At 56.3% G+C, this 13,270-nt stretch carries 11 protein-coding genes; 2 read left to right on the forward strand and 9 right to left on the reverse strand.

Features of this window, described 5'->3' with window-relative positions:
* Window positions 1-204 precede the first annotated feature (204 nt).
* From nadR to serB, 3 genes are read right to left on the reverse strand one after another with little or no spacing between them, the layout of a single operon-like run.
* The gene (gene nadR / locus HX778_RS19485) at window positions 205-1,437 is read right to left on the reverse strand and encodes a multifunctional transcriptional regulator/nicotinamide-nucleotide adenylyltransferase/ribosylnicotinamide kinase NadR (RefSeq protein WP_038475755.1); all 1,233 of its coding nucleotides are present in this window, start codon (window positions 1,435-1,437) and stop codon (window positions 205-207) included.
* 46 nt (window positions 1,438-1,483) lie between these two features.
* Window positions 1,484-2,866, reverse strand: a complete 1,383-nt coding sequence (radA, locus tag HX778_RS19490; protein ID WP_176982815.1) for a DNA repair protein RadA — start codon at window positions 2,864-2,866, stop codon at window positions 1,484-1,486.
* A gap of 14 nt (window positions 2,867-2,880) precedes the next feature.
* A complete protein-coding gene (gene serB, locus HX778_RS19495) occupies window positions 2,881-3,858 on the reverse strand; it encodes a phosphoserine phosphatase (protein WP_038475761.1) in 978 nt (325 codons plus the stop codon).
* A gap of 149 nt (window positions 3,859-4,007) precedes the next feature.
* Between serB and HX778_RS19500 the strand changes: the two genes are divergently transcribed.
* Window positions 4,008-4,643, forward strand: a complete 636-nt coding sequence (locus HX778_RS19500; RefSeq protein ID WP_038475764.1) for a YtjB family periplasmic protein — start codon at window positions 4,008-4,010, stop codon at window positions 4,641-4,643.
* 74 nt (window positions 4,644-4,717) lie between these two features.
* The gene (lplA, locus tag HX778_RS19505) at window positions 4,718-5,734 is read left to right on the forward strand and encodes a lipoate--protein ligase LplA (protein WP_038475768.1); all 1,017 of its coding nucleotides are present in this window, start codon (window positions 4,718-4,720) and stop codon (window positions 5,732-5,734) included.
* Here lplA and yjjJ read toward each other — a convergent pair.
* The 6 genes from yjjJ to HX778_RS19535 all read right to left on the reverse strand — a co-directional run bounded on the left by yjjJ (window position 5,731) and on the right by HX778_RS19535 (window position 13,172).
* A complete protein-coding gene (gene yjjJ, locus HX778_RS19510) occupies window positions 5,731-7,059 on the reverse strand; it encodes a type II toxin-antitoxin system HipA family toxin YjjJ (protein ID WP_176982816.1) in 1,329 nt (442 codons plus the stop codon). The genes lplA and yjjJ overlap by 4 nt on opposite strands.
* A gap of 150 nt (window positions 7,060-7,209) precedes the next feature.
* Window positions 7,210-7,929: a purine-nucleoside phosphorylase gene (gene deoD, locus HX778_RS19515; RefSeq protein ID WP_008460099.1), complete on the reverse strand. Its 720-nt coding sequence runs from the start codon at window positions 7,927-7,929 to the stop codon at window positions 7,210-7,212.
* Window positions 7,930-7,988: 59 nt separating this feature from the next.
* A complete protein-coding gene (deoB, locus tag HX778_RS19520) occupies window positions 7,989-9,212 on the reverse strand; it encodes a phosphopentomutase (RefSeq protein WP_176982817.1) in 1,224 nt (407 codons plus the stop codon).
* A 52-nt stretch (window positions 9,213-9,264) separates the two neighbouring features.
* The gene (deoA, locus tag HX778_RS19525; RefSeq protein WP_038475781.1) at window positions 9,265-10,587 is read right to left on the reverse strand and encodes a thymidine phosphorylase; all 1,323 of its coding nucleotides are present in this window, start codon (window positions 10,585-10,587) and stop codon (window positions 9,265-9,267) included.
* A 182-nt stretch (window positions 10,588-10,769) separates the two neighbouring features.
* Complete coding sequence (gene deoC, locus HX778_RS19530) at window positions 10,770-11,549, reverse strand: deoxyribose-phosphate aldolase (RefSeq protein ID WP_176982818.1); 780 nt, start codon at window positions 11,547-11,549, stop codon at window positions 10,770-10,772.
* Between the two features lie 345 nt (window positions 11,550-11,894).
* Entirely contained in the window at window positions 11,895-13,172 is a 1,278-nt protein-coding gene (locus HX778_RS19535; RefSeq protein WP_038475786.1) for a NupC/NupG family nucleoside CNT transporter, read from the reverse strand.
* Between the last annotated feature and the right edge of the window lie 98 nt (window positions 13,173-13,270).

Here is a 13,270-nt window from a genome sequence, read left to right on the forward strand (position 1 = left end):
CAGGACTGGGAGATAAAACGGAGGTCTGCCGCTTTAGCGGTCGATTTATTTGGCCGGGAGTCCGGGGTCTCGGGGGAATGACGGTGATTCTCCCGAGACGTTCACCGGTTCGGTGGCTACATATAAAATAGGACTAGAAGTGAACGGAATATTCGTCGAACCTACATAACCACAGGGATTCGAGACCGATCGACAACCCATTCTTTATCGCTGCTCGCCCATCATCTCTTTCACCAGATCCACGCAGCGCAGGAAGCGTGAGTCATAGTCAGACTCCTCAACGTGAATAAAGTCGATGTTGTTCTCTTGGAGCATATCCACCAGCAGGTTCTGGAACGATTTTCTGTCTACGTCGCTGCCGAGGCTGCGTAAACCGTCCGCCACCCACGGCGTATTGTTTTCCAGCAGGATAACCAGATCGAAGCGGTATTCGTCGATCAGCGCCTGCACAAACGGGTGCTCGCGCCCCTCATACTTCTTGCAGAAGGCCTGAGTAGTCACAAAATCGGTGTCGATAAACGCCACTTTATTGGCGTATTTCACCGCAAAATCGACGTACTGCGCGTGGCCGATGGCAATTTTGTCATAGTCGGAATACTGCAGGGCCATTTCGTCCCCACCAAGGTGAGAGAAGACGTAGTCGCGGCCGTATTCCCAGGCGCTGGTGGTGTTGAAGATATTGGCGAGTTTATTCACCATCCATGACTTACCGCTCGACTCGCCGCCCAGTATCGCCACGGTGCGCACAAAGAACGGTTTTACCTCGGTAGGAATGTATTCCCAGTAGCGGAACGGGTTTTCGCGGATTTGCGTTCCGCTAATGTTCATAAAAGTGCGCTTGGGATCGACAACCACCGTTTCGATGCCGAGATGCTCGGTAAACTTTGCCGCATCCCCTTCTTCCGAGGTATAGATTCGATCAGGGGAAATCCCCTTGCTGTCCATAAACGCCTTGATACCTCGGCTCCAGACGTCCCATCCGTGTGGATAAGGCTCCATCCCCTCCTCGTTAAAGGAGTGAATGCGAATATTCTTCTGGTATTTAAACGTTTGCAGCAGCCAGCGCAGACGATCGCCGGTGGTTGGCTGCTGGGACATCGCGCTATCGTCAAACAGGGCGCGGTCGCGGGGCTCATCGTAGCCCATGATGATATGCAGCTCGTCCACCTGGCTACAGGCGCGCTGGATTAAGTAGATATGCCCGGTATGCAGGGGATAAAACTTGCCGAACACCACGCCGACTTTCTTTTCGCGGCGCGGGAATTCCAGCCCCAGGAAGCGGTGCAGCGCTTCCAGTTTCTGCGCGCTGGGGCTTTTGATTTTCGCGTTCAGTAACTGGCTCAGGTAGCCTTTAGTCATGCCGCTGGCATCCGCCACCTGCTGCAAGGTACACCCCTGCTGACGAATAGCCGTTTTAATATAGTCGAATGACGACACGCGCTGCCTCCTGCCGGAGCGGGAACGATTCCCGCAAGTTACTCAATTATAAGTCGTCGAATACAGAAAGCGCATCAGCAAGTTTTTTCACGCCGAAGACCTGCATCCCTTCAGGAATTTTTTTCGGTACGTTGGCCTGCGGCACAATCGCACGCTTGAAGCCGTGTTTTGCCGCTTCGGAAATGCGTTCCTGGCCGCTGGGTACCGGGCGGATTTCGCCGGCCAGCCCGACTTCGCCAAACACCACTAAATCCTGCGGCAAGGCTCTGTCCCGTAAGCTGGAAACCATCGCCAGCAGCAGCGCCAGATCGGCGCTGGTTTCGGTAACTTTCACGCCACCGACCACGTTCACGAACACGTCCTGGTCGGCCATTTGCAGGCCACCGTGACGGTGCAGCACGGCCAGCAAAATCGCCAGACGGTTTTGCTCCAGGCCCACGGCCACGCGGCGAGGGTTGGACATCATCGACTGATCCACCAGCGCCTGAATCTCTACCAGCAGCGGGCGAGTTCCTTCCCAGACCACCATCACCGAGCTGCCCGGCGTCACTTCATCGCCGCGGCTCAGGAAGATGGCTGACGGGTTGCTCACTTCACGCAGCCCCTGCTCGGTCATCGCGAACACGCCCAATTCATTCACCGCGCCAAAGCGGTTTTTATGACTACGCAGAGTACGGAAGCGAGAATCGGCATCGCCGTCGAGCATTACCGAGCAGTCGATACAGTGCTCGAGAACCTTTGGCCCCGCCAGGGAGCCATCTTTGGTCACGTGCCCGACCATCACGATAGCCACACCTTTCGTCTTCGCAAAGCGCGTCAGGTAGGCTGCGGTTTCACGCACCTGGGCCACGCTGCCCGGCGAAGACTGCACGTCCGCCATATGCATCACCTGGATCGAGTCGATCACCATCAGCTTCGGCTGTTCTTCATCGGCGATCGCACAGATCTGTTCGATGCTGGTTTCCGACAACATATTGAGGTTTTGCGTCGGCAGACCCAGGCGGTGCGCACGCATCGCCACCTGCTGGAGTGACTCCTCGCCGGTGACGTACAGGGTTTTCATTTGCTCGCTCAGCTTGCAAAGCGTCTGCAGCAGCAACGTCGATTTCCCCGCACCCGGGTTGCCGCCGATTAAGATAGCGCTTCCCGGCACCACGCCGCCGCCCAGCACGCGGTCAAACTCTTTAAAACCGGTGGAAAAACGCGGCAGCTCTTCAAGGCTGATATCTGAAAGCTTTTGAACACGGTTGACGCCCGCGCTCCCGGCGTAGCCGGAAAGACGCTCGTTGCGGGCAACCTGAGGAGAAGCGGCGATGCGCACTTCGGTAATGGTATTCCACGCGTGACAGGCGCTGCACTGCCCCTGCCAGCGCGGGTAATCCGCACCACACTCGTTACAAACAAATGCGCGTTTTGGAGCTTTCGCCACCTTTATACCTCTTGTTAGCGTTCTTCCTGAATCAGGCTGCCGGAAAGGATGCAGAACACGCCCATCAGATCCGCGTGGCGGATGCTGACTTCGCTCTTCTCATTCACCTTCGGCTTAGCGTGATAGGCAATGCCCAGGCCTGCGGCATGGATCATCGGTAAGTCATTGGCCCCGTCGCCAACCGCTACGGTCTGCGCGGCGGGAATTTCATATTTTTCGGCCAGCCGCTTCAGGGTTACCGCTTTAAATTTAGCGTCCACAATCTGCCCCAGCACTTCGCCGGTCAGCTTGCCGTCGCAAATTTCAAGTTCGTTGGCAACCACCGTCGTCAGGTTCAGCGTATCGCGCAGGTATTCCGCAAAGAAGGTGAACCCGCCGGAAGCAATCGCCACTTTCCAGCCCAGGATATCCAGGTTTTGCACCAGAGATTTCAGCCCCGGCATCAGCGGCAGTTCATCACGAACCTGGCGCAGAATATTGGCATCGGCACCTTTGAGGGTCGCCACGCGCTGGCGCAGGCTGGCGGTAAAGTCCAGCTCGCCGCGCATTGCGCGTTCGGTGACTTCGGCCACCATTTCACCCGTTCCCGCCAGTTTGGCAATCTCGTCGATGCACTCGATCTGAATGGCGGTAGAGTCCATGTCCATGACCAGCAGGCCAGGCGTTTTTAAATGCGGGATTTTGCCCAGTGGCGCAACGTCGAGCCCGGCCTCATGCGCAAGTTTGGTCGCGCGCGGCGTTAAAGAGCCAGCCAGGCGAATAACCTGGTAATCTTCCACGCACCAGGCGGTCACAATCACCATCGCCGCGCCCAGCTTACGCTGGTATTTGTTCAGGCACTGCTTGTCCAGATTACGTCCGTACAGGAGCCAGCCGCTGCGGCCGGCGCGGTAGTCCAGCGGCATCACTTCGTCACCGCTCAGGGAAAGCGGCAACCCAGGCCAAAGTGAAACATCGTTAGGCAAATCGCACCAGGTCAAACTGTTTGGCATTGCGGCTCCAGAATCAAGTAAACATACCCTTGCGCCGTCGGAATCCGGGAAAATGGCAGAAAGGTATCCGGGTAAAAACAACGCATGAGGCTACCTTGTCCGCCTTGCTTCTGGCAACATTAAAGTACGCAATTTTCCAAAGGTGCATCATGGTTCGGGTAAAATTTAAATTTCGGCTCCACCGCGCAGTGATTGTGCTGTCCTGCCTCGCACTTTTAGTCGCGCTGATGCAGGGTGCCTCCTGGTTTAGCCGGGGCAGCCAGCAGGCGCGAAACGTTCAGATGGAAGAGCTGGCCCGCACCCTCTCCCGCCAGGTAGCGTTTAATCTGGTGCCGGTCATGAAAACCGAAAACCCTGATGAAAAACGCATCTCGACCGTGCTCAACCTGCTGACCAGGGATAGCCGCGTGCTTGATGCCGCCGTGTATGACAGCGAAGGCGATCAAATTGCGCGTGCGGGGGAAAATATCGAGGTTCGCGACCGCCTGGCGCTGGATGGCCAAAAAGCCGGCAGCTACTTCAACCAGCAAATCGTCGAACCTATCGCGGATAAAAGCGGCCCCATCGGCTACCTGCGAATTACGCTGGATACGCATACTCTCGCCACCGAAGCCAAGCAGGTGGACAACACCACTAATATTCTGCGCCTGATGCTGCTGCTCGCGGTCGCGATCGGCATCGTTCTCACCCGCACGCTGCTGCACGGCAAGCGCACCCGCTGGCAGCAATCACCGTTCCTGCTGACCGCCAATAAGAAGGTAACGGAGGAAGACGAGTCTAAGTAAAGCTCCCACGGTAAATGCTCGGTGATGGCGTCATGCTAAGATGGCGCCATTCTTCTGGGAAAAGGATCTTTGCTATGTCGACTTTGCGTTTGCTTATATCTGACTCTTACGACCCGTGGTTTAACCTGGCCGTTGAAGAGACAATTTTTCGGCAGATGCCCGCCACTCAGCGGGTTCTGTTCCTGTGGCGTAATGCGGACACGGTGGTTATTGGCCGCGCCCAAAACCCCTGGAAAGAGTGTAATACCGGGCGAATGGAGCAGGACAACGTTCGGCTGGCAAGACGCAGCAGCGGCGGCGGTGCGGTGTTCCACGACCTCGGCAATACCTGCTTCACTTTTATGGCCGGCAAGCCGGAATACGACAAGAGTATTTCCACGTCTATCGTGTTGAGCGCGCTGGAAAGCCTTGGCCTGAATGCCACCGCTTCCGGGCGTAACGATCTTGAGGTCGAAACCACTGAGGGAACGCGTAAAATTTCCGGATCGGCCTACCGCGAAACCATGGATCGCGGCTTCCACCACGGTACCCTGCTGCTGAATGCCGACCTTAGCCGCCTGGCAAACTACCTCAATCCCGATCCGAAAAAACTGCAGGCTAAGGGCATTACCTCGGTGAGAGGCCGCGTCGCAAACCTCAGCGATATCAAGCCGGGACTGACCCACGAGCAGATAGCCGAGGCGATAACGGAGGCTTTCTTCGCCCACTATGGCGAACGCGTTGAAGCAGAGCATATCTCGCCCGAGGCGCTGCCTGACCTGCCGGGTTTTGCCGATACTTTTGCACGCCAGAGCAGCTGGGAATGGAACTTTGGCCAGGCGCCAGCCTTTACGCATCTGCTGGATAACCGCTTTAGCTGGGGCGGCGTCGAACTCCATTTTGACGTTGAGAAAGGGCATATCACCCGCGCCCAGGTGTTCACCGATAGCCTTAATCCTGCCCCGCTTGAAGCGCTGGCAGCCCGGCTAAAAGGCTGCCTGTATCGCAGTATTTTACTGCAGCAGGAGTGCGAAACGCTGATCTACAGCTTCCCGGAACAGGAAGCCGAACTGAAAGAGCTTTCGGCGTGGATTGCCCAGGCGGTTCGTTAAGCGAGACGTTTAAGCCGCTCGCTTAACTGGCCTACTTGCCCGGCCATTCCTGCCGCTATTTGCCGGAATGGCTCGCTTATTTTCAAATTAAGGCTTAGCTCACGCCAGTAACGCTGTGCCCACGGCTGCATCTCCAGCCATATTTCGCCGGGAACTTCGGCATCAATATTAATTTCAATGCCGCCCTCCCGCATATTGCCCGAACTGCCCGGCGCCCAGGCCATAGGCAGCATATCGTAGACCGGCGTTAGCTCGAGCGGACGGTCGGACAAAAAGAAGGAGAGATTCCCGGCATGCATATCGCTGTTACCTGTCAGCCGGCCAAAAGCCCAAATTCGCTGCACCTGCCGAAGCGTGGCGGCCTCAACCATACCCTCTTCTTTTAGACGTGCGACGGCCTTAGGCCAGCTAAGTACGCCCGCGGCATATTCACTTTGCACGCTTTCAAGAGACACGATGCTACGTCGTCCGAAAGTACCGGCACAGTCAAAGCGTTCAACCTCAAGGAAGACCTGCCCGCTTTCAGCCGAGAGCAGGTCACACCGGGCGGCAGGGATACCCATTTGATTTAATAGCGCTAAAGCACTGCACTCGGAGGTCAGTAAATCTACCCAGCGGCGCTGGTTATCGTTTCGTATGGGCGAGGTGAACTTGACGATGACATGCCGTGGCCCGCAAAGCGTTTCACTGTAGCAGGAGAATTTAGGCTGCTCTCCTCCGGCAGTTGAACCTACAATTTCGCCGTCTATTGCCCGGTGAGCAAGCTCAGCGTAAGCCTCAAGGCGCTCATCGAGAGCAATAGGCTTGAGACCGACTGTTTGTGTCCAGCGGCGGTAGCTCTCTTCGCCGACCAGCCATCCGCCCAGGTTTTCCAGCCGCTGCGCAGAGAGGGCAAAAAGCACGTCTTCTTCCCGCCACAGCCGGATATCCTCGGGCAGATCGCTATTTTTAGCCAGCTCGCGTCCCCAGGCTCGCCCCAAAAAACCCTGCGGGCGGAGATCGTTGAGATACCACGGCAAACCGTCAAACCATCGGCTATCCCCGTTGTTATGCACAACCAGGCAGCTTCCCCTCGGCCACACAGGATAAAGCACGCCAAAGTCCCACGCTTTACCGGCGTCATCAATCTGCCACAGCTGAAATTCCCGATGCTGCCTTACCGGATGCCTCAGTCCATAAAGCGTCGCTCGGGCCTGGCCAAACTTTATGACGTCCGGCTCAAGTAAAACCCGGCGAGAGAAGGTCGCCTGACTGATACCCAGCCGTTGGGCCAGCGCCCTGCCAGGAAGTGGACCGGTAAGAAGGAGGTCGGTTAGCTCGCTCATATGAATAGATTCATGAATAGATACTTGAATTGATTTATAGCCAAAATACCCTGTCTGGTAAAGGCTATTCGCTAAAGATGAGAAATAAAATGAATAGATACCAGACATAAAAAAGGCGCCCTCAGGCGCCTTTGAAACGAGAAGAAAAACTTACTCTTTGTCGCCCAGCAGGACGGATTCCAGAGCAATTTTGATCATGTCGTTGAAGGTGGTCTGACGCTCAGCGGCGGTGGTCTGCTCGTGAGTACGGATGTGGTCAGACACGGTACAGATGGTCAGCGCTTTAGCACCGAACTCTGCGGCAACGCCGTAAATACCGGCCGCTTCCATTTCCACGCCCAGGATACCGTATTTTTCCATCACGTCGAACATGGACGGATCTGGCGTGTAGAACAGGTCTGCAGAGAAGATGTTGCCCACGCGAGCGTCAACGCCCAGCGCTTTAGCCGCGTCAACCGCGTTACGAACCATATCGAAGTCCGCGATAGCCGCGAAGTCGTGATCCTTGAAGCGCAGACGGTTTACTTTGGAGTCAGTACACGCGCCCATGCCAATAACCACGTCGCGCAGCTTAACGTCTGCACGTACCGCGCCGCAGGAGCCTACGCGAATAATTTTCTTCACGCCGAAGTCGGTGATCAGCTCTTTAGCGTAGATAGAGCAGGATGGAATGCCCATGCCGTGGCCCATCACGGAGATCTTACGGCCTTTGTAAGTCCCGGTGAAACCGAGCATGCCGCGCACGTTGTTCACTTCACGCACGTCTTCCAGGAAGGTTTCCGCGATGTGCTTAGCGCGCAGCGGGTCACCCGGCATCAGTACTACGTCAGCGAAATCGCCCATTTCCGCATTAATGTGTGGCGTAGCCATTGTGTATTCCTTGATTTAAAAAGTTAGCAATCAGGCGGGCAAACGCCCGCCCAAAGGGATCACAGCATGTTTTTGCCGTAGTCCATGTCGGAAAGACCGAAGTACTTCGCTACCGTCTGGCCGATGTCCGCGAAGGTTTCGCGGTGCCCCAGAGAACCGGCTTTCACTTTCGGGCCGTAGATCAGCACCGGAATGTGTTCGCGAGTGTGGTCGGTACCTTGCCAGGTCGGGTCACAGCCGTGGTCCGCGGTGAGGATCAGAATATCGTCCTCTTTCAGCAGCGACATCAGCTCTGGCAAACGACGATCGAACAGCTCAAGGCCGTCCGCGTAGCCTGCCACATCGCGACGGTGGCCCCAGGAGGAGTCGAAGTCAACGAAGTTGGTGAAAACGATAGTCTCGTCACCGGCTTCTTTCATCTCTTTGATGGTCGCGTCAAACAGCGCGTCCAGGCCGGTTGCCTTCACTTTTTTGGTGATACCGCAGTTGGCGTAGATGTCCGCAATTTTACCCACGGAAACCACCTGGCCCTGCTTCTCATCAACCAATTTCTGCAGCACGGTTGCGGCAGGCGGCTCAACGGCTAAATCGTGACGGTTGCCGGTACGCTGGAAGTTGCCAGCTTTATCGCCAACAAACGGACGAGCGATAACGCGGCCAATGTTGTAGCCGCCTTCGGTCAGCTCTTCACGCGCGATTTCGCACAGCTCATAAAGCTTATCCAGGCCGTAGGTTTCTTCGTGGCAGGCAATCTGGAACACGGAGTCAGCGGAGGTGTAGAAAATCGGTTTCCCGGTTTTCATGTGCTCTTCGCCCAGTTCGTCCAGAATCACGGTCCCGGAAGAGTGGCAGTTACCGAGGTAGCCCGGCAGATTGGCACGCTTGACCAGTTTGTCCAGCAGCTCCTGCGGGAAGCTGTTTTCGTGGTCGCTGAAGTAGCCCCAGTCAAACAGCACCGGCACGCCGGCGATTTCCCAGTGGCCAGACGGGGTGTCTTTGCCGGAGGAAAGCTCATGTGCCCAGGCGTACGCACCGATAACTTCTGCGTCAGGGTCCATGCCTGCGGCAACTTTCCCGGTAGAGCCCTCGTGGGCTTTAACCAGGCCAAGACGAGTCAGGTTAGGCAGGGTCAGAGGCCCTTTACGGCCTTTGTCAGCTTCGCCTTTGGCGCAAGCTTCCGCGATGTGACCGAAAGTATCAGAGCCGACATCTCCGAAGCGCTCAGCGTCTTCGGTAGCACCGATGCCGAACGAGTCCAGCACCATAATAAACGCACGTTTCATATTATTCTCCGTACCTTGTGCTCTATAAAATAGGGATCAGATCAGTATACCGTTATTCGGTGATTCGACGATAGACCGTTGGTGTTTCCAGCGGTGCTTTTTCGTCAATCCTGATTGCCGCTTTCACCGCCTTCGCCGCTTCCTGCCAGCTGGCTTCGTCTTTCGCATGGATAACGGCCAGCGGGCGCTCAGCGTCGATAGATTCACCCAGACGGGCCATATCGGTAAAGCCGACGCTGTAATCGATAGTATCGGAAGCCTGACGACGACCGCCGCCCATCGACACCACCGCCATACCCAGCGCGCGGGTATCCATCGCCGAGACAAAACCGGACGCTTCGGCATATACCGCCTTGCTCAGCATCGCCGTTGGCAGGTACTTCGCATAGTTTTCAACGAAGTCGCTCGGGCCTTTCTGCGCGGCAACCATCCGGCCAAACACCTCAGCCGCTTTACCGTTATCCAGCACGGACTGAAGCTTCGCGCGAGCTTCCGTATCGTCTTTGGCAAGCTTGCCGGAAATTAGCATTTCCACGCACAGCGCCATCGTGACGTCGAACAGACGCGGGTTGCGGTATTCACCAGTCAGGAACTGCACCGCTTCACGGACTTCCACGGCGTTACCCGCGCTGGAAGCCAGCACCTGATTCATGTCCGTCAGCAAGGCGGTAGTCTTCACGCCAGCGCCGTTGGCAACGCCAACGATAGCTTCGGCCAGCTGCTCTGAAAGCTCGTAGGTCGGCATAAATGCGCCGCTGCCTACCTTCACATCCATCACCAGCGCATCCAACCCTTCGGCCAGTTTCTTCGCCAGGATTGAAGCGGTAATAAGAGGAATAGAGTCCACCGTCGCGGTAATGTCACGGGTAGCATAGAAACGTTTGTCCGCCGGTGCCAGAGAGCTGGTCTGGCCGATGATGGCCACGCCGACGTCCTTAATAATGTCGCGGAAGCGGTTATCGTCCGGGAAGATATCAAAACCCGGAATCGCCTCCAGCTTATCCAGCGTCCCGCCGGTGTGTCCCAGGCCGCGGCCTGAAATCATAGGTACATAACCGCCACAGGCTGCCACCATAGGGCCAAGCATCAGCGAGGTCACGTCACCCACGCCGCCGGTGGAGTGTTTATCCACAATCGGGCCGTTGAGATTAAGGCTTTTCCAGTCCAGCACGGTACCGGAATCCCGCATCGCCATCGTCAGCGAGACCCTTTCCGGCATGGTCATGTCGTGGAAGAAAATGGTCATCGCCAGAGCAGCAATTTGCCCTTCAGAGACGGTGTTGTCGCGAATGCCGTTGATAAAGAAACGAATCTCTTCGTCGCTCAGTACCAGGCCATCACGTTTTTTACGAATAATTTCTTGTGCGAGAAACACGGCAACCCCCTGGGAAATGCGGGTAAGGAGCGGCGGAAAACCCGCCGCAATTAAAGATTACTCTAGATAATTCGAGTCGCAGGAAGGCAGCAAAAGAGCTCATCCCCAGGAGCTTACTGAAGTAAGTGACTGGGGTGAGGGAGTGCAGCTTACGCACCTGCGGCTTGAAGTATGACGAGCAATTAGTAGCTGCTGGCGCTTTTACCGTCCCCGTGGCCCAGCGCTTTCAGCAGGCTGGCCAACAGGCTGGAAGCCCCGAAGCGGTAGTGGCGGGAGTCGGCCCAGTCGGCACCGAACAGATCGTCCGCGATAGCCAGGAACTGCGCGGCATCTTCAGCGGAGCGAACGCCACCGGCCGGTTTGAAGCCCACGTTTTTTTCCACGCCCATATCGCGGATCACTTCCATCATGATGCGGGCGCTTTCAGGGGTCGCGTTAACCGGCACTTTACCGGTAGAGGTTTTGATGAAGTCTGCGCCCGCTTTAATGGCGATAGCAGAAGCTTTGCGGATCAGTTCTTCGGTTTTCAGCTCGCCGGTTTCGATGATCACTTTCAGCAGCACGTTAGCGCTGGCACAGGCGTCTTTACACGCTTTCACCAGGTCAAAGCCAACCTGCTCATTACCGGCAATCAGCGCACGGTAAGGGAAAACTACGTCCACTTCGTCAGCACCGTAGGCGATAGCGGCGCGGGTTTCTGCCAGCGCGATGTCGATATCGTCGTTACCGTGCGGGAAGTTAGTCACGGTCGCAATGCGGATGTCCGGCGTGCCCTGCTCTTTGAGGGTCTTGCGGGCGATTGGGATAAAGCGCGGGTAGATACAAATCGCAGCTGTGTTACCGACTGGGGTTTTTGCCTGATGGCACAGAGCGATGACTTTCTCGTTAGTGTCATCGTCGTTCAGGGTAGTCAGATCCATCAGTTTCAGCGCACGCAGGCTGCTTTGGGTTAAATCGGTCATAACGCTCTCCAACAAAAGGTAAAAAAGTCTCCGGCCCGGAAACTCAACACGTTGGAGCGGACTTGGTTCCTTGAAGAAGAGTGGTCACCTCGGTCACCCTCACGTTGAGATCCTTCTCACCGCACATTGCCGGTTGCAATGTTAGAATTCTAACACCCACCACCGATGCAATTTTGTGTCTCGCCTCACAAAAGCCAAAGAGTGAATTGCAAGCTTTCAGAGAGTATATGTGATTAAAGAAACAAAATAACGCGCTAAATTGCGCCTGGTCGCAAGAAAATGGCCGGCAGGGCGCCAGCCATTGGTTACCGCGCAATGTTATTATTATAACATTTTTATTGCACCTTACAGCGCCAGGAAAAGCCCGGCGATGGTGGCGCTCATCAGGTTAGACAGCGTCCCCGCCGCCACGGCCTTCATGCCCAGCTGGGCCACATCATGCCGACGGGCTGGTGCCATGCTGCCCAGGCCGCCAATCAGGATGGCGATAGAAGAAAGGTTAGCAAATCCACATAGCGCGAAGGAGATAATCGCCTTGGTGTGACCAGAAAGTACCTGCAGGCCCGCCGCCGCAACCTCGGCGTCATCTTTCAGGTAAGCGCCAAAGTTCAGGTAGGCGACAAACTCGTTGATGATAAGCTTCTGACCGATAAACGATCCAGCCACGTTGGCTTCGCTCCACGGCACGCCAATCAGCCAGGCCACCGGAGAGAACACCCAGCCGAGCATCAGCTCCAGAGAAAGCTGTGGATAATTGAACCAGCCGCCAATCCCGGAAAGCATCCCGTTCAGCAGGGCAATCAGCGCAACAAACGCCAGCAGCATCGCCCCCACGTTCAGCGCCAGCTGCATCCCGGAGGCTGCGCCAGACGCCGCCGCGTCCAGCACGTTAGCCGGGCGATCCGGATCGTTTTTCATCGACTCCAGCTCCGGCGTGTCGTTCGGAGTTTCCGTCTCAGGCAGCATGATCTTGGCAAACAGCAGCCCGCCCGGCGCGGCCATAAAGGACGCGGCGATCAGGTATTCCAGCGGCACGCCCATTTGCGCATAACCCGCCAGCACGGAGCCTGCAACAGAGGCCAGGCCCCCGCACATCACGGCAAACAGTTCAGAGCGGGTCATGGTGGCGATATAAGGACGTACCACCAGCGGCGCTTCGGTTTGGCCGACGAAAATGTTCGCCGTCGCCGACAGCGATTCGGTCCGGGACGTTTTCAGTACCTTGCGCAGGCCGCCGCCAAGCACGCGGATCACCAGCTGCATTACGCCCAGGTAGTAAAGCACGGCGATAAGCGAGGAGAAGAAGACGATGATCGGCAGGACGCGCAGCGCGAAAATAAAGCCGCCGCCGCCGAAGACTTCAAACATTTTGTCAGAAACCAGCCCGCCAAACAGGAAGGAAATCCCTGAATTGCCGTAGGCGATGACGTTAGCCACCCCTTCTGACATCGCGAGCAGAACTTTACGTCCGACGGGTACGTAAAGGATCAGCGCCCCGATGCCGATTTGAATCAGCCACGCGCCAATGACGGTACGCAGGTTAATCGCTTTACGGTTGCTGGACAGTAAAACGGCGATCAGCATCAGCGAGGCCATGCCGACCAATCCCATGAGTATTTGCATACAGTATCCCTGTGTATCAACTGGAAGATTCGGGCTTTGCCAGCCCGCTTTTTAGCGCGCGGATTATAACCACAGGGGGGTGAAAAGTGCGGGAGCAA

The organism is Cedecea sp. P7760, from assembly GCF_013386425.1.
In the GTDB taxonomy this organism is placed as follows: Bacteria; Pseudomonadota; Gammaproteobacteria; order Enterobacterales; family Enterobacteriaceae; genus Cedecea; species Cedecea selenatireducens.

Excerpts from the sequence above, each read along its gene's own strand:
- serB (WP_038475761.1), bottom strand. The coding sequence starts at position 3,858 with ATGCCAAACAGTTTGACCTGGTGCGATTTGCCTAACGATGTTTCACTT.
- HX778_RS19500 (WP_038475764.1), top strand. The coding sequence starts at position 4,008 with ATGGTTCGGGTAAAATTTAAATTTCGGCTCCACCGCGCAGTGATTGTG.
- lplA (WP_038475768.1), top strand. The coding sequence starts at position 4,718 with ATGTCGACTTTGCGTTTGCTTATATCTGACTCTTACGACCCGTGGTTT.
- yjjJ (WP_176982816.1), bottom strand. The coding sequence starts at position 7,059 with ATGAGCGAGCTAACCGACCTCCTTCTTACCGGTCCACTTCCTGGCAGG.
- deoD (WP_008460099.1), bottom strand. The coding sequence starts at position 7,929 with ATGGCTACGCCACACATTAATGCGGAAATGGGCGATTTCGCTGACGTA.
- deoB (WP_176982817.1), bottom strand. The coding sequence starts at position 9,212 with ATGAAACGTGCGTTTATTATGGTGCTGGACTCGTTCGGCATCGGTGCT.
- deoC (WP_176982818.1), bottom strand. The coding sequence starts at position 11,549 with ATGACCGATTTAACCCAAAGCAGCCTGCGTGCGCTGAAACTGATGGAT.
- HX778_RS19535 (WP_038475786.1), bottom strand. The coding sequence starts at position 13,172 with ATGCAAATACTCATGGGATTGGTCGGCATGGCCTCGCTGATGCTGATC.